Source organism: Trinickia fusca (assembly GCF_003628145.1).
Lineage (GTDB): Bacteria > Pseudomonadota > Gammaproteobacteria > Burkholderiales > Burkholderiaceae > Trinickia > Trinickia fusca.
On sequence record NZ_RBZV01000001.1, the window covers coordinates 1,002,993 to 1,025,518 of the forward strand.

20 protein-coding genes are annotated in these 22,526 nt (G+C 64.8%); 4 read left to right on the forward strand and 16 right to left on the reverse strand.

The features are described 5' to 3' along the window. Positions 1 to 71 precede the first annotated feature (71 nt). Entirely contained in the window at positions 72 to 887 is an 816-nt protein-coding gene (gene ppsR, locus D7S89_RS04160) for a posphoenolpyruvate synthetase regulatory kinase/phosphorylase PpsR (RefSeq protein ID WP_121276086.1), read from the forward strand. Here the strand turns inward: ppsR and D7S89_RS04165 are convergent. The 16 genes from D7S89_RS04165 to rpsB all read right to left on the reverse strand — a co-directional run bounded on the left by D7S89_RS04165 (position 881) and on the right by rpsB (position 16,905). Next, positions 881 to 1,693 carry a TrmH family RNA methyltransferase gene (locus D7S89_RS04165; protein WP_121275804.1) on the reverse strand — a complete coding sequence of 271 codons (813 nt, stop codon included), beginning with the start codon at positions 1,691 to 1,693 and terminating at the stop codon, positions 881 to 883. The genes ppsR and D7S89_RS04165 overlap by 7 nt on opposite strands. 101 nt (positions 1,694 to 1,794) lie before the next feature. Continuing rightward, positions 1,795 to 2,523, reverse strand: a complete 729-nt coding sequence (gene rnhB, locus D7S89_RS04170; RefSeq protein ID WP_121275806.1) for a ribonuclease HII — start codon at positions 2,521 to 2,523, stop codon at positions 1,795 to 1,797. Continuing rightward, entirely contained in the window at positions 2,520 to 3,689 is a 1,170-nt protein-coding gene (lpxB, locus tag D7S89_RS04175) for a lipid-A-disaccharide synthase (protein WP_121275808.1), read from the reverse strand. Before lpxB ends, rnhB begins: the two co-directional genes overlap by 4 nt. Before the next feature lie 2 nt (positions 3,690 to 3,691). Continuing rightward, positions 3,692 to 4,480 (reverse strand): acyl-ACP--UDP-N-acetylglucosamine O-acyltransferase, encoded by a 789-nt coding sequence (gene lpxA / locus D7S89_RS04180; RefSeq protein ID WP_121275810.1) that lies wholly within the window; start codon positions 4,478 to 4,480, stop codon positions 3,692 to 3,694. Positions 4,481 to 4,586: 106 nt separating this feature from the next. Next, the gene (gene fabZ / locus D7S89_RS04185) at positions 4,587 to 5,054 is read right to left on the reverse strand and encodes a 3-hydroxyacyl-ACP dehydratase FabZ (protein ID WP_121275812.1); all 468 of its coding nucleotides are present in this window, start codon (positions 5,052 to 5,054) and stop codon (positions 4,587 to 4,589) included. 130 nt (positions 5,055 to 5,184) lie between these two features. Further along, complete coding sequence (gene lpxD, locus D7S89_RS04190) at positions 5,185 to 6,261, reverse strand: UDP-3-O-(3-hydroxymyristoyl)glucosamine N-acyltransferase (protein ID WP_121275814.1); 1,077 nt, start codon at positions 6,259 to 6,261, stop codon at positions 5,185 to 5,187. Between the two features lie 16 nt (positions 6,262 to 6,277). Beyond that, on the reverse strand, positions 6,278 to 6,811 hold the full coding sequence (locus D7S89_RS04195) for an OmpH/Skp family outer membrane protein (protein ID WP_121275816.1): 534 nt from the start codon (positions 6,809 to 6,811) through the stop codon (positions 6,278 to 6,280). A 40-nt stretch (positions 6,812 to 6,851) separates the two neighbouring features. After that, positions 6,852 to 9,155, reverse strand: a complete 2,304-nt coding sequence (bamA, locus tag D7S89_RS04200) for an outer membrane protein assembly factor BamA (protein ID WP_121275818.1) — start codon at positions 9,153 to 9,155, stop codon at positions 6,852 to 6,854. A 73-nt stretch (positions 9,156 to 9,228) separates the two neighbouring features. Then, a complete protein-coding gene (gene rseP, locus D7S89_RS04205) occupies positions 9,229 to 10,596 on the reverse strand; it encodes an RIP metalloprotease RseP (RefSeq protein WP_121276087.1) in 1,368 nt (455 codons plus the stop codon). Positions 10,597 to 10,603: 7 nt separating this feature from the next. Next, on the reverse strand, positions 10,604 to 11,827 hold the full coding sequence (locus D7S89_RS04210; protein WP_121275819.1) for a 1-deoxy-D-xylulose-5-phosphate reductoisomerase: 1,224 nt from the start codon (positions 11,825 to 11,827) through the stop codon (positions 10,604 to 10,606). Between the two features lie 10 nt (positions 11,828 to 11,837). After that, positions 11,838 to 12,659 (reverse strand): phosphatidate cytidylyltransferase, encoded by an 822-nt coding sequence (locus tag D7S89_RS04215; RefSeq protein ID WP_121275821.1) that lies wholly within the window; start codon positions 12,657 to 12,659, stop codon positions 11,838 to 11,840. Further along, the gene (gene uppS / locus D7S89_RS04220; RefSeq protein WP_121275823.1) at positions 12,653 to 13,435 is read right to left on the reverse strand and encodes a polyprenyl diphosphate synthase; all 783 of its coding nucleotides are present in this window, start codon (positions 13,433 to 13,435) and stop codon (positions 12,653 to 12,655) included. Before uppS ends, D7S89_RS04215 begins: the two co-directional genes overlap by 7 nt. Positions 13,436 to 13,499: 64 nt before the next feature. Next, complete coding sequence (frr, locus tag D7S89_RS04225; protein WP_121275825.1) at positions 13,500 to 14,060, reverse strand: ribosome recycling factor; 561 nt, start codon at positions 14,058 to 14,060, stop codon at positions 13,500 to 13,502. Between the two features lie 95 nt (positions 14,061 to 14,155). Beyond that, complete coding sequence (pyrH, locus tag D7S89_RS04230; protein ID WP_121275827.1) at positions 14,156 to 14,869, reverse strand: UMP kinase; 714 nt, start codon at positions 14,867 to 14,869, stop codon at positions 14,156 to 14,158. Positions 14,870 to 15,106: 237 nt separating this feature from the next. Next, entirely contained in the window at positions 15,107 to 15,988 is an 882-nt protein-coding gene (tsf, locus tag D7S89_RS04235) for a translation elongation factor Ts (RefSeq protein ID WP_121276089.1), read from the reverse strand. A gap of 164 nt (positions 15,989 to 16,152) precedes the next feature. Continuing rightward, positions 16,153 to 16,905, reverse strand: a complete 753-nt coding sequence (gene rpsB, locus D7S89_RS04240) for a 30S ribosomal protein S2 (protein ID WP_121275828.1) — start codon at positions 16,903 to 16,905, stop codon at positions 16,153 to 16,155. A 382-nt stretch (positions 16,906 to 17,287) separates the two neighbouring features. Between rpsB and map the strand changes: the two genes are divergently transcribed. The 3 genes from map to D7S89_RS04255 all read left to right on the forward strand — a co-directional run bounded on the left by map (position 17,288) and on the right by D7S89_RS04255 (position 22,518). Then, the gene (map, locus tag D7S89_RS04245) at positions 17,288 to 18,094 is read left to right on the forward strand and encodes a type I methionyl aminopeptidase (RefSeq protein WP_121275830.1); all 807 of its coding nucleotides are present in this window, start codon (positions 17,288 to 17,290) and stop codon (positions 18,092 to 18,094) included. 112 nt (positions 18,095 to 18,206) lie between these two features. Continuing rightward, positions 18,207 to 20,777, forward strand: coding sequence for a [protein-PII] uridylyltransferase (locus tag D7S89_RS04250; protein WP_121275832.1), 2,571 nt, complete (start codon positions 18,207 to 18,209; stop codon positions 20,775 to 20,777). A 7-nt stretch (positions 20,778 to 20,784) separates the two neighbouring features. Beyond that, positions 20,785 to 22,518, forward strand: a complete 1,734-nt coding sequence (locus tag D7S89_RS04255; protein WP_121275833.1) for a pseudouridine synthase — start codon at positions 20,785 to 20,787, stop codon at positions 22,516 to 22,518. The last annotated feature ends 8 nt before the right edge of the window (positions 22,519 to 22,526 follow it).

Here is a 22,526-nt window from a genome sequence, read left to right on the forward strand (position 1 = left end):
CGCGCGTTGATTGCGCCCGACAAATGCGCCGCCCCGTCCTGCAGCGCCCTGCTGCTTCTGAAGTGTTTGCGATGCCGCCTACCGTATTCATCGTCTCCGACGGTACCGGGATCACTGCCGAGACCTTCGCGCACTCGATCCTGTCCCAGTTCGATCAGAAATTCCGCCTCGTCCGCGTACCGTTCGTCGATTCCGCAGACAAGGCCTATGCCACGGTCGAGAAGATCAGCGAAGCGGCCGTGCTCGACGGACGCCGGCCCATCGTCTTCACGACGCTCGTCGACAGCGCGTCGAATGCCATCGTGAAGAATTCGAATGCGCTCGTGCTCGACATCTTCCAGCGTTTCGTCGAGCCGCTCGAGCAGGAGCTCGAGATGAAATCCTCGCATGCGGTGGGCCGTGGCCACCAGAACGCCGATACCGAGGAATATAAAACGCGCATCGAGGCCATCAACTTCTCGCTTGCGCACGACGACGGCCAATCGAACCGCAATCTGGCCGACGCCGATGTCATCCTGATCGGTGTTTCGCGCAGCGGCAAGACGCCGACGAGTCTGTATCTGGCGATGCAGTACGGCGTGAAGGCCGCCAACTATCCTTTGATTCCCGAGGATTTCGAACGCGGCAAGCTGCCGAGTGCGCTCGCCGCCCATCGCGACAAGCTGTTCGGCCTCTCGATCGATCCGCAGCGCCTCTCCGAGATCCGCAACGAGCGGCGCCCCGGCAGCAAGTACGCGGCGCCCGAGAATTGCCGCTACGAGATCAACGAAGCCGAGGCGATGATGCGGCGCGAAAGCATCAAATGGCTGTCGTCGACCCACAAGTCGATCGAGGAAATCGCCACGACGATCCTGCAGGAAATCAAGCTCGACCGCCCGACCTACTGACGGTGCTCGCCTGTGGCTCGCGCGTACCGCGCGCGCTGCTGGCGACACTGCTCGAACAGGCACACGGCCGCCGCGGCGGCCACGTTCAGCGATTCCATGCCGCCCGGCTGCGGAATCGTCAAGCGATGCGTGACGGCCGCGCGCCAGGCCTCCGACACCCCCGCCCCCTCATTGCCGAACACCCACGCCACCGGCCCCGCCAGATCGCAGTCGTAGAGTGCCTCGGCGGCGTGCGAATCGGTGATCGCCACCGGCACATCGAGCCGCTCGATCAGCGTCTGCGGTTCGACGTCTTCGTGCACCTCGAGCAGGAAATGCGCGCCCATGCCCGAGCGCAGCACCTTCGACGACCACGCGTAGGCCGTACCCGGCGCGCAAAACACGTGGCGCACGCCAGCCGCCGCCGCGCTGCGCAGGATCGAGCCGACATTGCCGGCATCCTGAACGCCGTCGAGCACGACGCAGCTCGTCTGCACGCGTGCCGGCATCGGCGCCACGAGCCGTGGCACGACGAACAGCAGCCCCACGCCATTCATGACGTTCGACAGCTGGCCGAACAACGCGTCGGGCAGCGTCACGATGCATGCCGGGTCGACACGCGCGACGATCGCCTGTGCTTCGTCGTGCTCGAGCGCGCCATCGGTCACGACGCACGTTTCGGGCTGCCCCGCGACGTCGAGATAAGCGCTCGTGAGATGGAATCCTTCGAGCAGCGCATGGCCGCTCTTTTTCTGTTGATGCGTCGAGCCGGCCAGCGCTTTTAAGCGTTTGTAGAACGGATTGTCGCGCGAGGTGATGGCTTTCACGGGTCGGATCAGGCGGTTAGGCGGCAGGCAAGCCGCATCAATCTGGGATCGGGTAAGACGGATCGACGCGCGCGGCGAGTGGCGCGATCGATATGCCGTCGTCAGTTGGCGCCGCCGGTGCCGTCGGCCGCATCGAACGCCGTGCGCATGCCGTGCAGTGCGAACGCCTCGCGTACCGGCGCGAACGAACGACGATGATGCTCGCACGGGCCGTGCTCGGCCAGTGCGGCCAGATGCTGCCGCGTGCCATAGCCGGCATGCGCGTTAAAGCCATAGACGGGGAAACGCTCGTGCAGTTCGACCAGCATGCGATCGCGCGTGACCTTCGCGAGAATCGACGCCGCCGAGATGGCCGGCACGAGCGCATCGCCGCCGACGATTGCCTCACTGCGGATCGACAGCGGCGGGCACCGGTTGCCGTCGATCCTGGCGAGCGTCGGGGTCACGCCGAGCCCTTCGACGGCGCGCTTCATCGCGAGCATCGTCGCATGCAGGATGTTCAGCGAATCGATTTCCTCGACGCTGGCCGAGGCCACGCAATAAGCGATCGAGCACTCGACGATCTTTTCGTAAAGCGCTTCGCGCTTTTTCGCGCTGAGCGCCTTCGAATCGTCGAGCCCCAGGATGCGACGCCGCGGATCGAGGATCACGGCCGCGGCCACCACGGGCCCGGCCAGCGGCCCGCGCCCGGCTTCGTCGACGCCGCAGACGATGTCGACCGGCGAGTCGAAATCTAGCTCGACTTGGTCGGCTAGCTCGACCTGCTCGGACACGCCTGCCGCCGCTTTTGCCGCTGCGCTGGCGCGACGCGGTTTTTTCGTTGCCGTCATGAGCGCCCTTTCCCCGCCTCGATGACGCGCGCGACCGCCTCGGCGGCGCGCTCGGCCGTGTTCTGGCGCAGCGCGTGGTGCATCTGCGTGAACACGTCGGTCAGCGTGCGCCGGTTCGCTTCGTCGTGCAACTGCTTGAGCGTCGCATCGGCGAGCGCCTCAGGGGTCGCGAAATGCTGCAGGATCTCGGGCACGACAAAGCGCTCCGCGAGGATGTTCGGCAGGCCGACGTAAGGCAGATAGCCCTGCCGGCGCATGATCTGGCCCGTCAGCCAGGGCACCTTGTACGAGATCACCATCGGCTTCTTCAGCAGCGCCGCTTCGAGCGTGACAGTCCCGCTCTTGACGAGGACCGCGTCGGACGCCGTCATCGCACGCTGCGCGTCGCCGTCGGTGATCGTCAGCGCAAGACCCGGGTGCGCGTCGACGAGCGGCTGCAGCAGCGCACGCAACGCCGGTGTCGCCGCCGGCATCACGAAGCGCACACCCGGTTCGCGTTGCTGCATCAGCGCCATCGCGGCGAAGAACGTCGGCCCGATCAGGCCGATTTCGGAACGCCGGCTGCCTGGCAGGACCGCAATGATGGGACCGCTTGCCGGCAGGCCCAGCGCTGCGCGCGCGGCCCCCATGTCGGGCTCGAGCGGGATCTCATCGGCCAGCGGATGGCCGACGTAGGTCGCCGGCACGCCGGACTTCTCGAGCAATGCGGTCTCGAACGGAAACACGCACAGCATGTGGTCGACGGATTTGACGATCTTCTTGATACGGCCACCGCGCCATGCCCAAATCGACGGGCAGACGAAGTGAATCGTCGGAATGCCGGCCTCGCGCAGCGGCTGTTCGAGCCCGAAATTGAAATCGGGCGCGTCCACGCCGATGAACGCATGCGGCGGCTCGGCCAGCAACTGACGCTTGAGCTCGCTACGGATGCGCAGGATCTCGGGGATGTGCTTGAGCGCCTCGACATAGCCGCGCACGGTCAGCTTCTCCATCGGCCAGTGGGCCTCGAAGCCTTGTGCCATCATGCGCGGCCCGCCGATGCCGTAGTACTGCGTCGACGTGGACAGCTTGCGCGTGAGGCCGCCGAGCAGCGACGCGGCAAGCAGGTCGCCGGACGGCTCGCCCGCGACCATCGCGATACGCAGCGGACTCGGTTGCAACGCCATCGTCAGCGGATGATGCCGCGTTGCGACTGCTCGATGAACGCGATGAGCTTGTTCACGGCCTCGTCACCCTCGCCGCCCGAGGCGGCGAGCTCGCGCAACTGCGTCTTGGCCTCGTCGAGCGACAGGCCATTCTTGTACAGCAGACGATACGCGCTGCGCAGTGCCGAAATGGAGTCGGGCGAAAAGCCGCGGCGGCGCAGCCCTTCAACGTTGATGCCATGCGGCTCGGCCTTGTTGCCCGCCGCGATGACGAACGGCGGAACGTCCTGCACGAGCGCCGAGGCGCCGCCGAGCATCGAGTGCTCGCCGATTCGCACGAACTGGTGCACGCCCGACATGCCACCGACGATGGCCCAGTCGCCGATGACCACGTGTCCTGCCATCTGCGCGTTGCTCGACAGAATCACATGGCTGCCCACGTGACAGTCGTGGCCGATATGCACGTAGGCCATGATCCAGTTGTCATCGCCGAGCGTCGTCACGCCGCTGTCTTGCACCGTGCCCGTATGGATCGTCGTGAATTCGCGGATCGTGTTGCGATCGCCAATGACGAGCCGCGTCGGCTCGCCCTGATACTTCATGTCCTGCGGACGACCACCGACCGACGCGTAATGCCCGATTCGGTTGTCGACGCCGATCGTCGTATGCCCTTCGATCACGCTATGCGAGCCGACCGTGGTCCGTGCGCCGATCGTCACATTCGCGCCGACGATGGCATAGGGACCGATCTCGACCTCTTCGCCAAGCTGCGCGCCCGGCTCGATGATCGCAGTGGGATGAATCCTGCTCATGCGCTTTCGCCCTTCTCTATTGCGTCGTGTTTGCCGCCCGGGCCAGCGCCGGCCGTGTTGCCGGCGCGGCTGGCCCGTCTTCGATGTGCGCTGCGCGCGTGAAATGTCAGCTCTGCTGCTCGTCCGTTCGCTTGACGGTGCACATGAGGTCCGCTTCGGCCGCCGTGACGCCGTCGACTTCGGCGCGCGCCTTGAATTTCCAGATGCCGCGCATATAGCGCTCGAACGATACGTTCAGAATCAGCTGATCGCCGGGTTCGACGACACGCTTGAAGCGCGCGCCGTCGATACCGACGAAGTAATACAGCGTGTTCTCGGCATCATGCGGCTCCTCGGCGAACGTCAGCAGTGCCGCCGTCTGCGCAAGCGCTTCGAGGATCAGCACACCGGGCATGACGGGCCGCTGCGGGAAATGCCCCATGAAGTACGGCTCGTTGATCGACACGTTCTTCAGCGCCTTGATGCTCTTGTGCGGCTCGAGCTCCAGCACGCGATCCACCAGCAGAATCGGATAGCGATGCGGCAGCAGCTTCAGGATCTTATGGATGTCGAGGTTGATTTTTTCAGTGCTCATGGTGTGTCTGCTCCACGCCTTGCGCGCGCGGATGATAACTGCGGATGCTAAACGCTCGGGCGTTCCTGCTGCTTTGATAGTGGCTTGCGTGGCCGCGCGATGCCCTGCGCCGCGCACGCGAAGGATCGTGTCATTCGCCGCCGCTTGCGCGCTCGGCCACTGTGGCTTCGAGTGCCTTGATGCGCTCGCGCATCTTGTCGAGATGGCGCACCAGCGCGGCGCTCTTGTTCCACTCGAGGTGGCTCACCGCGGGAAACGCGCTCGTATACATGCCTGGCTTCAGCAACGACTTCGAGACGCCCGACTTGGCTGTGACGATCACATGATCGGCCAGCGTCACATGGCCGGCAATACCGACGGCTCCGCCGATCATGCAATGCCGCCCGATTGTCGTACTCCCGGCGATGCCCGCACATCCGGCAATCACCGTATAGGCACCGACGCGGCAGTTGTGCCCGATCTGCACCTGATTGTCGATCTTCACGCATTCCTCGATGACCGTATCGGCCATCGCGCCGCGGTCGATCGTGGTGCTCGCGCCGATTTCGACATCGGGGCCGATCGTCACGCCCCCCACCTGCGGGATCTTGACCCACGTGCCCGTGCGCGCGTCGCCTTCGCCGACGAAATCGGGTGCGAAGCCGAAGCCGTCCGAGCCGATCACGGCGCCCGAGTGGACGATCGCGCGCGGCCCGATCTTGCAACCGTAATAGACGGTCACGTTCGGGTAGAGATGCGCATCCTCTTCGATACGCGTGCCGCGGCCGACCACGACGTTCGCGTCGAGCCGCACGCGCTCGCCGATGACGGCGCCCGCTTCGATCACGACATGCGGCCCGATGACGGCGCTCGCCGCCACCTGCGCGAGCGGATCGACGATCGCGCTCGGATGCACGCCGGCAGGCGCCTTGGGCGCGGCCAGGTCGATGAACAGCTGTGCCACGCGCGCGAAATAAGCGTACGGATTCGGTGTGACGATGAAGTTACGCCCCTCGCGCGAACCGAGCTTGGCGAGATCGGCCGGCGCAATCAGCACCGCACCGGCGCGCGTCGTCTCGACTTGCGAGAGGTACTTCGGATTGGCCAGAAACGCGAGCTGCTGCGCGTTCGCCTGATCGAGCGGTGCGAGACCGCCGACGCGCACGTTCGCATCGCCCACGATGTCGCCACCGAAACGCTGCGCGAGGTCCTCGAGCGTCAATGCCATTCGCTTACTGCTCCGCTCAGTTCGTGCCGCCGTTGCTCGTCGCGGCCAGCGCCTTCAGCACCTGATCGGTGATGTCGATACGCGGGCTCACGTAGACCGCCTCCTGCACGATGAGGTCATAGTGCTGCTGCTCGGCGATCTGCTTGATGACCTTGTTCGCGCGCTCGAGCACCGCGGCAAGCTCTTCGTTGCGGCGCTGATTGAGGTCTTCGCGGAACTCGCGCTGCTTGCGCTGGAAATCGGTGTCGAGTGCCGACAGGTCACGCTGCTTCTGAGCACGGTCGGAGACCGACATCGTCGTGCCGTTCTTGTCGAGCTCGTCCGACATCGACTTGAGCTTCTGCGCCATGCCCTGCAGTTCCTTGTCGCGCTTGGCGAACTCGCCCTCGAGCTTCTTTTGCGCGGATTGCGCGGCAACCGACTCGCGCAGGATGCGATCGGAATTGACTGCCGCGATGCGGGCTTCTTGCGCGTGTGCGATACCGGTGAAAAGCGCGGCGGCCAGCGCCGTCGCGCACATCACATGTTTCGAAAACGTACCGGTTAGCAAAATTCTTTCCTCGATACTGTAAGGGCTCGGACGTCGTCGCTTAGAACGCCGTGCCGATCTGGAACTGGAACTTCTGGTACTGGTCGCCAGTGTGCTTCTGGAGCGGGAAGCCCAAGCTCAGCTTGAGCGGCCCGATCGGCGAAATCCAGGCAAGACCCATACCATAGCCGTAACGCAGGCCGTTCGCGCCCGTGCTGTTGCCCACGTTGCCCCAGACGTTACCGCCGTCGAAGAACGTGAACACGCGCAACGTCCGGTCATAGCCGGTACCGGGCAGCGGGAACGTCAGCTCGATGTTGCCGACCACCATCTTCGAGCCGCCGATCGGGTCGTTCGTCGTGGCATCGCGCGGGCCCAGGGAGCTCGGCTCGTAGCCGCGCACCGACCCGATACCGCCGGCGAAGTAGTTCTTGAAGATCGGGTATGGCTTGTTGCCCACACCGTTGCCGTAGCCGCCCTGGAAATTCATGCCGAGCACGAAGCCGCGCGCGAACGAATAGTAGTACTGCGCCTGCAAGTCGGCCTTGTAGTACTGCGTGGCGCCGGCCGGCGTGCCGTACTCGGCATTGGCCTGCGTGTAGTAGCCGCGGCTCGGCACGAGCGCGCTGTCACGCGAGTCGCGCGACCAGCCGATCGTCAGCGGCACGTTGTTCGACACGCGGCCGAAGCTGCTCACGTAATCCTTGTAGCTCTGCGGCGTCGACGAATCGACGTCCAGACGGTTCTGCTCAAAGCCCGCGCCGAAGTAGACCGTGTCCACTTCCGAGAACGGGATGCCGAACTTCAGGTCGCCGCCCGCCGTGATGATGCGGAAGCTCGAGTTGGTCGAGTAGTACAGCGGCTGCGTCGTCCGGTAATAGACGTCGGTGATGCGCTTGATGCCGTCGACCGTGAAATACGGGTTGATCTGCGTGACCGTCAGCGTGCGATAGCTTCGTGCGGTGTTGACGTTTACGGAAAGGCTCGTACCCGAGCCGAACACGTTGTCTTGCGACACGCCGGCCGACAGCACGACCTTGTCGGTCGAGGAGAAACCCGCACCCAGCGTGATCGCGCCGGTCGGCTTCTCGGCGACCTTGACGTCGACGTCGACCTGGTCGGCCGTGCCTTCGACGGGCACCGTCGTCACGTCGACATCGGTGAAGTAGCCAAGACGGTTGATACGGTCCTTCGACAGCGCGAGGCGGCTCGAGTCGAACCACGAGCTCTCGAGCTGACGCATTTCGCGGCGCACGACTTCATCGCGCGTGCGCGTGTTGCCGACGATGTTGATGCGGCGCACATAGACGCGGCGGCTCGGCTCGACCTGCAGCGTCAGCGCGACCTTGTGGTGCGCCTGATCGATTTCGGGCTGCGCATTGACGGTCGCGAACGCGTAGCCGTATTCGCCGAGCTTGTCGACGATCGCTTTCGTCGTCGCCTGCAGCTTCTCGGCCGAGAAGCGGTCGCCGGCCTTGATCTTGACGAGCTTTTGGAGCTCCGGGCCGCGATCGAGCAGATTGCCCGCGAGCTTGATGCCCGAGATCGTGTACGGCTCGCCCTCATGCACCGTCAGCGTCAGGTACATGTCCTTCTTGTCCGGCGAGATCGACACCTGCGTCGACTCGATGTTGAACTCGAGATAGCCGCGATTCAGATAGTAGGAACGGACGTTCTCGAGGTCGGTCGTCAGCTTGTCCTTCGAGTACAGATCGTTCTTCGTGTACCACGAGAACCAGTTCGGCGTGGACAGCTGCATCTCGTCGCGCAGCGTGCTCGTGCTGAACGCCTTGTTGCCGATGAAGTTGACCTGGCGGATCTTCGCGCTCGGGCCTTCGTTCACCGTGAACAGGATCGACACGCGGCTTTGATCGACCGGCGTGACGGTCGTCGTCACCTCGGCGGCGTAAAAGCCGCGCGTCAGATATTGGCGCTTGAGTTCCTGTTCGGCGCGATCGACGAGCGATTTGTCGAGCGGGCGGCCTTGCGACAGGTTCACGCCCTTGAGCGCCTTGTTCAGCGCGTCCTTCTCGAACTCGTGAAGGCCGGAGTAGTCGATCGACGCGATGACGGGGCGCTCGGCCACCGTCACGATCACGACGTCGCCTTCGGTGGCGATGCGCACGTCGCTGAACAGACCCGTGTCATACAGCGCGCGGATCGCCTCGGACGCCTTGTCGTCCGTAAACGCATCGCCTCGTTTGATCGGCAGGTAGGCGAACACCGTACCCGGTTCGATCCGCTGCAAACCTTCGATCCGGATGTCTTTCACCACGAACGGCGTCGCCGCATGAGCCACCAGGCCCTGCGCGGCCAGCGCCGCGACCGCCACAGTCTTTGGAACAAAGCGATGAGGTTTGAACAACGTGCTTCCCCAGTGTTTTTAGCTACACTTTGCCGCGGTGGCTGCCGAAACGCGCGAGCCGCCGGAGACAACTTTAGAAATGGATTAAACGGGCCAGGTCGTTGAAGAGTGCGATCGCCGACAAGATGACGATACAAACGAGGCCGGCCCTTTGCAGAACAAGTTGCCAGCGCTCCGACACAGCTTTGCCAGTTGCGGCTTCAACCAAATAATATAACAGATGCCCCCCGTCCAATACCGGAATCGGCAATAAGTTCAGCACGCCGAGGCTGATGCTGACGAGCGCGAGGAAGGACAGGAAAGGCGCGAGACCGAGCCGCGCGCTCTTGCCGGCGTAGTCGGCGATCGTCACGGGCCCGGACAGATTTTTCAGCGATGCCTGGCCCGTCACCATGCGGCCGAACATGCGCAGCGAATAGATGGCGATGTCCCACGTGCGATGTGCGCCGCGCGCGACGCTCTCGAGCGGCCCGTAGCGCACGTCGACGGTCGGCACTTGCGTGGACAGGGCCGCACCAATGCGGCCCACGTTGGCGTCCGTTGCGGTGTCGTGCTGCGCATCGGGCACGACGTCGAGTTCGACGCGCTGGCCGTTGCGCTCGACCTCGAGCGCGATGGCGCGTCCCGGATGCGCCTTCACATAAGCGATGAAACCGTCGGCGCCGTCGATGCGCGTGCCGTCCACCGCACGCAGCGTATCGCCGGCGGCCAGCCCGGCCCGCTGCGCCGCACTGCCCGGCTCGAGCGCGACCACCGACAGCGTGCCGCCCTCGCCGAAGCCGAGCTTCGATACCAAATCGTCGTCGACCGAGCGATCAGGCAAATCATGGAGATCGAGGCGGAAATCGTAGGTGCCACGGCCGTCGTGCGCGCGCAGCATGATGCGCCGATGATCGAACGCCGCATCGAGCAGCTTCCAGCGCAAGTCCGACCAGGACCGCACCGCTTCGAGATTGCCGCCGCGCTCATCGCCGATGGCGACGACGGTTTCGCCGCCATCGAAGCCCGCACGGGCGGCGAGACTCCCCGCTGGCGGCGTCGCGAGCCGCGCGACCGGCTCGGTCACGCCCGTGGCGAAAATTGCCGCAAACAGCACGATCGCCAGCACGAAATTTGCCAGTGGCCCGGCCAGCACGATCGCGATGCGCTTGGCGACCGACTGGCGATTGAATGCAAAAGGCAAATCCTCGCGCGCGATACCGGGGCCCGGATCGCGCTCATCGAGCATCTTGACGTAGCCGCCTAGCGGCAGTGTCGAGATCGTCCATTCGGTGCCGGTCTTCTTCCCGACCCAGCGCACGAGCGGACGACCGAAGCCGATCGAAAAGCGCAGCACCTTGACGCCACACAGCCGTGCCACGCCGTAGTGCCCGTATTCGTGCACGACGACCAATACGCCGATCGCGACGACGAATGCGACGATTTCGATCAGCAGGTCCATCGACGTCTCACTGTACGGCGCGATCGAGCTGGCCCGTGCCATTGGCCACGTGCGGTGCCCGGGCGTGCGCGGCAATGTAGTCGTGCGCAGCACGGCGCGCGGCGGCATCGGCCTCGAGCACGTCGTCGAGCCCGCTCGGACGGCGGTTCGGCAACGCATTCAGTACCGCATCGACCGTCTGCGCGATGTCCATGAAGCCGATGCGGCGCGCCAGGAAGGCGTCCACGGCTACTTCGTTGGCCGCGTTCAGCGCCGCGCTGGCGATACCGCCTGCGGCCAGTGCCTGCATGGCGAGCGCGAGGCACGGGAAGCGCGCGTAGTCAGGCTTTTCGAAGCTCAACTGGGCGATGTCGGCCAGATCGAGTTGCGCCACCCCCGACTCGACGCGATCGGGAAACGCGAGCGCGTGCGCGATCGGCGTGCGCATGTCGGGGTTGCCGAGCTGCGCGAGTACCGAGCCGTCGGCATAGGAAACCAGCGAATGGATCACGCTTTGCGGATGGATCAGCACCTCGATGCGCTCGCCGGGCAGGCTGAACAACCAGTGGGCTTCGATGACTTCGAGCCCCTTGTTCATCATCGTGGCCGAGTCGACCGAGATCTTGCGCCCCATCACCCAATTCGGATGCTTGCAGGCTTCGTCGGGCGTCACGTTGACGAGCGTGGCCGGCTCACGGGTGCGGAACGGACCGCCCGAGGCCGTCAGGATGATCTTCGTCACCCCGCCATGCAGCGCCTCTTCGCGCGGCAGGCATTGGAAGATGGCGTTGTGCTCGCTGTCGACGGGCAGCAGCGTCGCGCCGTGATCGCGCGCGGCGTCCATGAAGATCGCGCCCGACATCACGAGCGCTTCCTTGTTCGCGAGCAGAATGCGCTTGCCCGCCATGGCGGCGGCAAGTGTCGGCGCGAGGCCCGCTGCGCCGACGATCGCGGCGACCACGGTATCGCATTGCGCGCTCTTGGCCACCTCGACGAGCGCCTGCGGCCCATAGGCGACTTGTGTCGCGCAGCCCGCGGCACGCAGCTGCGTTTCGACGCGGGCCGCCGTGTCGGCATCGCCGACCACCGCCACCTCGGGCTGGAAGCGCAGACATTGCGCGACGAGCTTCTCGCCGTTGCGGTGCGCCGTCAGCGCGTAGACCGCAAAGCGGTCGGGATGGCGCGCGACGACGTCGAGCGTGCTCTCGCCGATCGAGCCGGTCGAGCCGAGCAGAGTCAAATGTTTTTTCATATCGCTTTCTCTAGCCGATGAGCAGCATCGCGAGCGGCAGCACCGGCAACAATGCGTCGATGCGGTCGAGTACACCACCGTGTCCCGGCAACAGGCCGCTCGAATCCTTCACGCCGGCCTGACGTTTGAGCATCGATTCGAACAAATCGCCGACGATGCTGAATGCGACTAGCACCGTCAGTACGACGAACGCGCGCAACCAGCCGACCTTCGTGCCGAGCGTTGAAAACAGCGTGGGCTCGAACAGGTGCGCGGCAATTGCCACGCTGGCGATCACGAGCACGGCCAGCCAGCCGCCGACCGCCCCTTCCCAGGTCTTGCCGGGGCTGATGGCCGGCGCGAGCTTATGCTTGCCGAACGCCTTGCCCGCAAAGTATGCGCCGATGTCGGCAAGCCAGACCACCAGCAATACGGACAACACAAACGATACGCCCAGCGTGCGCGCGACGACGAGCGCATGCCAGCACGCGACGAACGCGACCAGGCCGGCGACCGACAAGAACAGCCGCCACGCCCCCTGCGAGAGCACCGGCTTGCGTAGGAGAACGAACGGGCCGACGAGCACCCAGAACACGGCCGCGGCTTCGAGCAACGGACGCACGGCGCGCCATCCCGTGCCGAGCCGCAGGCTCGCGCCGAGCGCGAGCGCGGCGAGCACCGCATAGGCCACGGCCCCCACGCCCTCGAATTTGAGCAAGCGCGCCCATTCCCAGGCCGCCAGCACGACAACCAGCGCAATCAGTGCGCCAAAAGCACTCACGGGCGCGAACAGCGTCACCGGCAGCAAGACCGCCAGGAGCACCACCGCCGTGACGACACGGGTTTTCAGCATGGAAGGGAATCGACGTCCTGCGACTGCGGTTCGAGCTGCGCGCTCGTGCGGCCGAAGCGGCGCTCGCGGCGCCCATAGGAGGCGATGGCGTCGGCCAGCGACTGCGCATCGAAGTCGGGCCAGAACGTTTCAGTAAAATAGAATTCGGTATACGCGAGTTGCCACAGCAGGAAGTTGCTGATGCGCGTATCACCGCCAGTGCGGATGAACAGGTCGGGCTCGGGTGCGTAGGACAGCGCCAGGTGCTCGGCAAACGCCTGTTCGTCGATCGCGCCCACTTGTCCGTCGCGCGCGGCCTGCTCGGCAAGCTTGCGCGCAGCCTGGAGGATGTCCCACCGGCCGCCGTAGTTCGCGGCGATCGTCAACGTAAGACGCGTGTTGCGTGCGGTCTTGGCCTCGGCGCGGCGGATCAGGTCCTGAATACGCGCATCGAATTGCGACAGATCGCCGACCACGCGCAAGCGGATGCCGTTCGCGTGCAACTTGCCGACTTCGCGCTCGAGCGCCGTCACGAACAGGCGCATCAGGAACGAAACCTCTTCCATGGGCCGGCGCCAGTTTTCGGAGCTGAACGCGAACAGCGTCAGATATTCGACGCCCGTGCGCGCGCACGCCTCGACGACGGCACGCACGGCATCGACCCCGCGCGTGTGTCCCGCCACGCGAGGCAAGCGGCGCTGCGTCGCCCAACGGCCATTGCCGTCCATGACGATCGCGATGTGCCGCGGGACTGCTGCGACATCAGGTACGCGAACAGTAGAGCTGGAATAAGTCATGGCCGCGGGGACTGTAACTGCAGGAAAGAAGTCAGACAAAAGAGCAAATCGGGTCCGAGCAGGCTCAGACCGTCATGATCTCGGCTTCTTTCGATTGGACGAGCTTGTCGATCTCGGCAACGAACTTGTCCGTGAGCTTTTGCACATCATCGGAGCCACGGCGCTCGTCGTCTTCGGAGATGTCCTTCTCCTTCACGAGTTTCTTCAATTGCTCGTTCGCATCGCGACGCAGGTTGCGCACGGCCACCTTCGCCGTTTCGCCTTCGCTCTTGACGACCTTCGTGAGCTCGCGACGGCGCTCTTCCGTCAGTGCCGGCATCGGCACACGGATCTGATCGCCTTGCGTAGCCGGATTCAGGCCCAGATCCGACTCGCGGATCGCCTTCTCGACGACGGCGACCATATTCTTTTCCCACGGTTGCACGCCGATCGTACGCGCATCGATGAGCGTCAGGTTGGCAACCTGCGAGATGGGCACGGCCGAGCCGTAGTAGTCGACCTGGATGTGATCGAGCAATCCGGTGTGCGCGCGGCCCGTGCGGATTTTTGCGAGATCGTTCTTGAACGCGTCGATCGAGCGTTGCATTTTCTGCTCGGCGCCCTTTTTGACGTCTGCCACACTCATTTAAACCTCCGAACCTTCATGACAGTGTGCCGATCCCACTCCGCGCGGCGCCTAGCCCGCCGCGCGGCGCGCGGAATCGCGCGTCCTGCGAGAGTTTACACGTGGACGAGCGTACCCTCGTCCTCACCTTGCACGATGCGCTTGAGCGCGCCCGGCTTGACGATCGAGAACACCCGAATCGGCAGCTTCTGGTCACGGCACAGCGCAAAAGCCGTGGCGTCCATCACCTGCAGATTGCGGCCGATCGCTTCGTCGAAACTGATCGTCGAATAACGCGTCGCTGCGGGATCCTTGTTCGGATCCGCGGAGTATACGCCGTCGACCTTCGTGGCCTTCAACACGACTTCCGCGCCGATTTCCGAGCCGCGCAGCGCAGCGGCCGTATCGGTCGTGAAGAACGGGTTACCCGTGCCGGCCGCGAAGATCACGACCTTGCCTTCCTCGAGCTGACGGATTGCGCGCGGGCGGATGTACGGCTCCACGACCTGGTCCATGCGCAGCGCCGACTGCACGCGCGCCTCGATACCGGCATGGCGCATCGCGTCTTGCAGTGCCAGCGCGTTCATCATCGTCGCCAGCATGCCCATGTAGTCGGCCGTCGCGCGATCCATGCCAGCCGCGCCGCCAGCCACGCCGCGAAAAATGTTGCCGCCGCCGATCACGACTGCGAGCTGCGTGCCGAGCCTGACGACCTCGGCGATATCGGCCACCATCCTTTCGATCGTCGCGCGGTTGATGCCGAAAGCATCCTCGCCCATCAAAGCTTCGCCGGAGAGTTTGAGAAGAATGCGTTTATAGGCAGTGGGCATAGCGGTATCCGATCGCACCGAATGAGATGACAACAACAATGTGGAACTGTAGGGGTGAAACCCAAGCCGGGGCAAGCGCCGATCACACGCACAAGAATCGCCCGACGGACCCAATTGGCCGCTTGCCGGGCGAACGTTTGCGCGTGCTTGAACGGGTTAACCCTCAACCAGCGCGCGAAAGCGCCGGTTCGCGGCGGGCATCACCCGCCTGCCGCGACGTACGACTTGTTACAACCGTTACTGCTGCTTTGCAGCGGCAACTTGCGCCGCCACTTCGGCCGCGAAGTCGTCTTGACGCTTCTCGATGCCTTCGCCGACCACGAACATCGTGAACTTCTGCACCGACGCGCCGGCTGCCTTCAGCATCTGCTCGATCGTCTGCTTGTCGTTCTTCACGAACGGCTGGTTCAGCAGCGACACTTCCTTCAGGTACTTCTGGACGCTGCCGTCGACCATCTTCGCGACGATTTCGGCCGGCTTGCCCGATTCGGCCGCCTTTTGCTCGGCGATGCTGCGCTCCTTGGCGATCAGCTCGGCCGGCACGTCGTCAGCCGACAGCGAGACCGGCTTCATCGCGGCGACGTGCATTGCGACGTCCTTACCGACTTGTTCGTCGGCGCCCGTGTACTCGACGATCACGCCGATGCGCGTGCCGTGCAGGTACGCAGCAATCTTGTTAGCCGTCTCGAAACGCACGAAGCGGCGGATCGAGAGGTTTTCGCCGATCTTGCCGACGAGCGCGAGGCGCACCGCGTCGACCGTCCCGCCATCCAGCGACAGCGCCGACAGCGCAGCCACGTCGGCCGGGTTCTGCTTGACGACGAGCTCGGCCACTTGCTTGGCGAACCCGTTGAAATCGTCGTTCTTTGCGACGAAGTCGGTTTCGCAGTTCAGTTCGACGAGCGCGCCGGCGTTGCCGTCGATGAACGATGCGATGATGCCTTCGGCCGTCACACGCGACGCAGCCTTGCTGGCCTTGTTGCCGAGCTTCACGCGCAGCAGCTCTTCGGCGCGCGCCAGATCGCCGTCAGCTTCGGTCAGCGCCTTCTTGCATTCCATCATCGGCGCGTCGGTCTTCGCGCGCAGTTCTGCAACCATGCTTGCGGTAATTGCCGCCATCATTCGCTCCTTGAGTCTGTCTTTCATACGTCGCCCGCTTTCGATGCGAGCGACAGGTATTCGTTCGCGGCGCGCCACCGACAGGCCGCACGCCGCGCAAGCGGCCGAAACTTAAAAAAAGGGGGCCTACGCAGAGCCCCCTTTTTTGCCGGCCAAGGGTTGCGTTATTGCTCCCCGTTGACCTCGACGAACTCGTCGCCGTCGTTGCCGCGCACAGCTTGCACGACTTCATTGACTGCGTTCGCACGGCCTTCGAGGATCGCATCAGCCACGCCTTGCGCGTACAGCGCAACAGCCTTGCTCGCGTCGTCGTTACCCGGGATCACGTAATCCACACCTTCCGGCGAGTGGTTCGTATCGACCACGGCGATGACCGGCACGCCGAGCTTCTTCGCTTCGGTGACAGCAATCTTGTGGTAACCGACGTCGATGACGAAGATCGCGTCAGGAATGCCGCCCATGTCCTTCACGCCGCCGATCGACTTTTGCAGCTTGGCGATTTCGCGTTCGAACAGCAGCGCTTCCTTCTTGCTCATGCGCTCGAGCTCACCTGCCTCGACTGCCGTTTCCATGTCCTTCAGGCGCTTGATCGATACCTTCAGCGTCTTGAAGTTCGTCAGCATGCCGCCGAGCCAGCGGGCGTTCACGTACGGCATGCCAGCGCGCTGCGCTTCGGCCGCGATCGTGTCGCGCGATTGACGCTTCGTGCCGACGAAGAGGATCGTGCCGCGGTTCGCTGCCAGTTGACGCGCGTACTTCAGCGCGTCGTTGTACATCGGCAGCGTCTTTTCGAGGTTGATGATGTGAATCTTGTTGCGATGGCCGAAGATGAACGGGGCCATCTTGGGGTTCCAGAAGCGCGTTTGGTGACCGAAGTGGACGCCGGCTTCCAGCATCTGACGCATGGTAACTGCCATGAAATTCTCCGCGAGGGTTGGGTCTTAAGCCGGCTGCCGTACCCGCCGCGCCACGCCCGGGCCTTACCCTTGCGTCACGCGGCCGGCACCCTGGGTGCGCCGGCTTGCGAATCGGCGGCACCAACGGGCGCCGCCGCATCAAGTCGCCTTCTGCTTCTTTTCATTCGTTCCGCACAAAACGGAAACACAAAATGGAAATTGCCGAAGACGACTAGCCTGAAAGTATAGCATGCAGGCATCGCGCCCCTCAAGCCGGCCGTGCGATTGCCGCGCTTCGCGCCCCGCATCGGCTGCTTCGTCCCGGCGCGAGGCCCTGCAACGATCTGCCGGCGGGGGCATATGGTGCGATAATCGCGCCATCCACGTTTCAGGCCCGCACCCAATGGCTATCACGATCAAAAACGAATCCGACGTCGCGCAAATGCGCGTGGCATGCCGTCTCGCGAGCGAAGTCCTCGATTACATCACGCCGTTCGTCCAGGCCGGCGTCACCACGGCCGAGCTCGACCGCCTCTGCCACAACTACATGCTCGACGTGCAGGGCACGGTCCCCGCGCCGCTCAACTATCAGCCGCCCGGCTATCCGCCGTATCCGAAGGCCACCTGCATTTCGGTCAACGACGTGATCTGTCACGGTATTCCGGGCGAGAAGGTGCTCAAGAACGGTGATGCGCTGAACATCGACATCACCGTCATCAAAGAGGGCTATTTCGGCGACACGAGCCGCATGTTCATCGTCGGCGAGGGCTCGATTCTCGTCAAACGGCTCGTCCAAACGACATACGAATGCATGTGGTTCGGCATCGAGCAGGTGCGCCCCGGCGCGCGGCTCGGTGACATCGGCCACGCGATCCAACGACATGCCGAAGCGCAAGGCTACAGCGTCGTGCGCGAATACTGCGGCCACGGCATCGGCACGGTTTTCCACGAAGATCCGCAGATTCTGCACTACGGGCGCCCCGGCACGGGCCTCGAGTTGCAGGCCGGCATGATCTTCACGATCGAGCCGATGATCAACGCGGGCCGTCGCGAGATCCGCACGATGCCCGATCAATGGACCGTGAAGACGCGCGATCGCAGCCTCTCGGCGCAGTGGGAACACACCGTGCTCGTCACCGATTCGGGCTTCGACGTGCTCACGCTATCGGCCGGCTCGCCGGCCCGGCCGACCCTGGCCACCGCCGCATAAGCGCGCAAGCGCACCGTCCGGCTCACCCGTCGTGACGGCGTGCGTTTGCGCGCCGTCACGATGTTGTTTTGATCGTCCTGTTCCGACACTGTCTCCGACCGTCGCCACGCCTATGCGCGCCCCCGCCGCCCTGCCCGACCCCATCTCGCTCAAAGCGGACTACCGTCTCGCCAAGACCGAGCTGCTGGCCCGTTTCAAGGCGGCGAGCAACGTCGATGCTGTGATGCGCGCGCTCTCGCGGGCCACCGACGACGCGCTCAAGCGGGCCTGGCTCACCTGCGAAATGCCGGCGTCGCTGGCGCTGGTCGCCGTGGGCGGCTACGGCCGAGGCGAGCTCGCGCCGTACTCGGACATCGACATCCTCGTGCTGCTGCCCGAAACGCTGGCGCCCGCGCTCGAGGCGTGCATCGAGCGCTTCATCGGCATGGCGTGGGATCTCGGGCTCGAGATCGGTAGCAGCGTACGCAGCGTCGGCCAATGCATCGAAGAGGCCGGCAACGACATCACCGTGCGCACGTCGCTGCTCGAGGCACGACGCATCGTCGGCAGCACCGCGCTGTTCGAACGCTTCACGCTGCGCTTTAACGACACGCTCGATGCGCGCGCGTTCTTCCAGGCCAAGATGCTGGAAATGCGGCAGCGCCATGCGAAGTTTCAGGACTCCCCATACAGCCTCGAGCCCAATGTGAAGGAAAGTCCGGGCGGTCTGCGCGATCTGCAGCTGATCCTCTGGATCGCGCGCGCGGCGGGCTTCGGCAGCAGTTGGCGCGAACTGGACGAGCGTGGCCTCATCACCGCGCGCGAAGCGCGCGAACTGCGCCGCAACGAGCAATTCCTGAAGATGCTGCGTGCACGCCTGCACGGCATCGCGGGACGCCGGCAAGACGTGCTCGTGTTCGATCTGCAAACAGCTGCGGCCGAGAGCTTCGGCTACGAAGCCACGCAAACGCGCCGCGCGAGCGAACAGCTCATGCGGCGCTATTACTGGGCAGCCAAGGCTGTCACGCAGCTCACGACGATCCTGATCCAGAACGTCGAGGCACAGCTCTTTCCGCGTACGAGCGGCATCACGCGCGTGCTGTCGGAGCGCTTCGTCGAGAAGCAAGGCATGATCGAGATCGCGAGCGACGACGTGTTCGAGCGCACGCCCAGCGCGATCCTCGAAGCCTTCTTGCTGTACGAGATGACGCAAGGCACCAAAGGGCTCTCGGCGCGTACGCTGCGCGCGTTGTACAACGCGCGCGAGATCATGGACTCGCGCTGGCGGCGCGACCCCGAGAACCGACGCCTGTTCATGGAGATCCTCAAGCAGCCGCAAGGCATCACGCATGCGCTGCGCCTCATGAACCAGACCAGCGTGCTCGGGCGCTATCTGCTGAACTTCCGGCGCATCGTCGGCCAGATGCAGCACGACCTCTATCACGTCTATACGGTCGATCAGCACATCCTGATGGTGCTGCGTAACCTGCGCCGCTTCGCGCTGGCCGAGCATGCGCACGAATACCCGTTCTGCAGCCAGCTGATGGCCAACTTCGAGCGCCAATGGGTGCTGTACGTCGCCGCGCTGTTTCACGACATCGCCAAGGGCCGCGGCGGCGATCACTCGACGCTCGGCATGGCCGACGCACGGCGCTTTTGTCGTGAACACGGCATCGGCGGCGACGATGCCACGCTGATCGTCTGGCTCGTGCAGCATCATCTGACGATGAGCCAGGTCGCGCAAAAACAGGACACGAGCGATCCGGCCGTCATCGAACAGTTCGCCAAGCTCGTCGACAACGAGCGGCAGCTTACCGCGCTCTACCTGCTGACCGTCGCCGACATCCGCGGCACCAGCCCGAAGGTGTGGAACACCTGGAAAGGCAAGCTGCTCGAGGATCTGTACCGCACGACGCTCGCCGTGCTGGGCGGTGCGCGCCCCGACGAGCACTCCGAGCTAAAGACGCGCCAGGAGGAAGCCTTGGCGCTGCTGCGGCTCGAGACGGTCCCCGAGCATGCACACCGTGCACTGTGGGAGCAGCTCGACGTCGGCTACTTCCTGCGCCATGACGCTGCCGACATCGCCTGGCAAACACGCGTGCTCTACCGTCACGTGCAAACCGACACGCCGATCGTGCGCGCGCGGCCTTCGCCGATCGGCGAGGCGTTGCAGGTGCTCGTCTATGTGCGCGACCGCTCGGACCTGTTCGCGGGCATTTGCGCATACTTCGACCGCAACGGCCTGTCGGTGCTCGATGCGCGCATCAACACAACGCGCCACGGCTACGCGCTCGACAACTTCATCGTCGCGCACACCGAAGACGACGTGCAATACCGCAACATCGCCAATCTCGTCGAGCAGCAGCTGGCGGCCCGCCTGTCGGCCGATGCGCCTCTGCCCGAGCCGTCCAAGGGGCGGCTCTCGCGGCTGTCGCGTACGTTCCCTATTACCCCGCGCGTCGACCTTCGAGCCGACGAGCGGGGCCAGTACTACATCCTGTCCGTGTCGGCCAACGACCGGCCGGGCCTTCTTTATTCGATCGCGCGTGTGCTGGCGGTGCATCGGGTCGGCGTCCATGCGGCGCGGATCAACACCCTCGGCGAACGCGTCGAGGACGTGTTCCTGCTCGATGGACGCGGCCTGTCCGACAACCGTCTGCAAATCCAGCTCGAAACCGAACTGCTGCGCGCGATCGCCGTGTGAGAATTGAATGCGCGTCAAACTGACAGCCAAACATCCGCGACCGGCCGCGCCGGAACGCGCCCCCGTACGAACCGGCAGCCCGTCGGCCCGCAAGCCTGTACGTACCGAACGTCCGGCAGACACGCCGCGCCCCGCAGGTGCGTCGGGCGCCGCGCCCAAAGCCAAGGGCGCGCATAGCGCAGCCTCTGCGCCGCGCGCGCAAGGCGACAAGTTCAAGCGCGATACCGCTGGCAAGCGCCAGGCACCGGCGAATCGTGGCGCCGGCACGCGCACACGCGACGACGAGCGTGCTCCGCGTGCAGCAGGTGGACGCTTCAGCGAACGCACTGCAACGAGCGCAGGCAAGCCGCGAGGTGAATACGAATCGCGCGGTGAGCGCAAGCCGCGAGGCGAATACGAGTCGCGCGGCGAGCGCAAGCCGCGAGGCGAATACGAATCGCGCGGTGAGCGTAAGCCGCGCACCGAATACGAGTCGCGCGGCGAGCGCAAGCCGCGCGCCGAATACGAATCGCGCGGCGACCGCAAGCCGCGTGCCGAATATGAATCGCGCGGCGATCGCAAGCCGCGAGGCGAATACGAGTCGCGCGGTGAGCGTAAGCCGCGCGCCGAATATGAATCGCGCGGCGATCGCAAGCCGCGAGGCGAATACGAGTCGCGCGGTGAGCGTAAGCCGCGCGCCGAATACGAGCCGCGCGGCGACCGCAAGCCACGCGCCGAATATGAATCGCGCGGCGACCGCAAGCCGCGAGGCGAATACGAATCGCGCGGTGAGCGTAAGCCACGCGCCGAATATGAGCCGCGCGGCGACCGCAAGCCACGCGCCGAATACGAATCACGCGGCGACCGTAAGCCACGCGCCGAATACGAGGCACGCGCCGCGCGCGGTCCCGTCAAGCGCGCGGCGGCCGCGCCGAACGGACGTCCCTCACGTCCCGCCCGCCCGGCGGCGTCGGCCTCGAGTTCGGTTTCGGCGGTCAACGCGGACGGCACGATGCGGCTGTCCAAGCGCATGTCCGAATTGAGCCTGTGCTCGCGTCGTGAAGCGGACGAATGGATCGAGAACGGCTGGGTCCGCGTGGACGGCGTGGTCGTCGATACGCTCGGCGCACGCGTGCGCCCCGAGCAGCGGATCGAGGTGAGTTCCGAAGCGCACGCCTCACAGGCGCGCCAGGTCACGATCCTGTTGCACAAGCCCGTCGGCTATGTGTCGGGCCAGGCCGAGGACGGCTATGAGCCGGCCGTGACGCTGATCACGCCGGCCAACCACTGGGAAGGCGATCGCTCGGATACGCGCTTTTCGCCGAGCCACCTGCGCACGCTCGCGCCAGCCGGCCGTCTCGACATCGATTCGACGGGCCTGCTCGTGCTCACGCAGGACGGCCGCATCGCCAAGCAGCTGATCGGCGAACACTCGGGCGTCGAAAAGGAGTACCTCGTGCGCGTGACGTACGGCGAACTCACGACCGACATCGATCAACACTTCCCGCCTGAAAAGCTCGCGCTGCTGCGCTTCGGCCTGTCGCTCGACGACGTGCCGCTCAAGGCCGCCAAAGTGAGCTGGCAAAACGGCGAGCAGCTGCGCTTCGTCCTGCGCGAGGGCAAGAAACGGCAGATTCGCCGCATGTGCGAACTGGTCGGGCTACATGTGGTGGGCCTCAAGCGCGTACGCATGGGCAGCGTCGTGCTCGGCGCGTTACCGCAAGGCCAGTGGCGCTATCTGCTGCCCAACGAGTCGTTCTAACGCTTCCA

Bases quoted from the DNA above. Each gene is read 5' to 3' on its own strand.
- frr (WP_121275825.1), bottom strand. From the start codon at position 14,060: ATGAGTGTGGCAGACGTCAAAAAGGGCGCCGAGCAGAAAATGCAACGC.
- rpsB (WP_121275828.1), bottom strand. From the start codon at position 16,905: ATGGCAGTTACCATGCGTCAGATGCTGGAAGCCGGCGTCCACTTCGGT.
- uppS (WP_121275823.1), bottom strand. From the start codon at position 13,435: ATGACTTATTCCAGCTCTACTGTTCGCGTACCTGATGTCGCAGCAGTC.
- rseP (WP_121276087.1), bottom strand. From the start codon at position 10,596: ATGGACCTGCTGATCGAAATCGTCGCATTCGTCGTCGCGATCGGCGTA.
- tsf (WP_121276089.1), bottom strand. From the start codon at position 15,988: ATGGCGGCAATTACCGCAAGCATGGTTGCAGAACTGCGCGCGAAGACC.
- D7S89_RS04215 (WP_121275821.1), bottom strand. From the start codon at position 12,659: ATGCTGAAAACCCGTGTCGTCACGGCGGTGGTGCTCCTGGCGGTCTTG.
- map (WP_121275830.1), top strand. From the start codon at position 17,288: ATGGCTATCACGATCAAAAACGAATCCGACGTCGCGCAAATGCGCGTG.
- pyrH (WP_121275827.1), bottom strand. From the start codon at position 14,869: ATGCCCACTGCCTATAAACGCATTCTTCTCAAACTCTCCGGCGAAGCT.
- rnhB (WP_121275806.1), bottom strand. From the start codon at position 2,523: ATGACGGCAACGAAAAAACCGCGTCGCGCCAGCGCAGCGGCAAAAGCG.
- lpxB (WP_121275808.1), bottom strand. From the start codon at position 3,689: ATGGCGTTGCAACCGAGTCCGCTGCGTATCGCGATGGTCGCGGGCGAG.
- D7S89_RS04250 (WP_121275832.1), top strand. From the start codon at position 18,207: ATGCGCGCCCCCGCCGCCCTGCCCGACCCCATCTCGCTCAAAGCGGAC.
- D7S89_RS04255 (WP_121275833.1), top strand. From the start codon at position 20,785: ATGCGCGTCAAACTGACAGCCAAACATCCGCGACCGGCCGCGCCGGAA.
- lpxD (WP_121275814.1), bottom strand. From the start codon at position 6,261: ATGGCATTGACGCTCGAGGACCTCGCGCAGCGTTTCGGTGGCGACATC.
- lpxA (WP_121275810.1), bottom strand. From the start codon at position 4,480: ATGAGCAGGATTCATCCCACTGCGATCATCGAGCCGGGCGCGCAGCTT.
- fabZ (WP_121275812.1), bottom strand. From the start codon at position 5,054: ATGAGCACTGAAAAAATCAACCTCGACATCCATAAGATCCTGAAGCTG.
- ppsR (WP_121276086.1), top strand. From the start codon at position 72: ATGCCGCCTACCGTATTCATCGTCTCCGACGGTACCGGGATCACTGCC.
- D7S89_RS04210 (WP_121275819.1), bottom strand. From the start codon at position 11,827: ATGAAAAAACATTTGACTCTGCTCGGCTCGACCGGCTCGATCGGCGAG.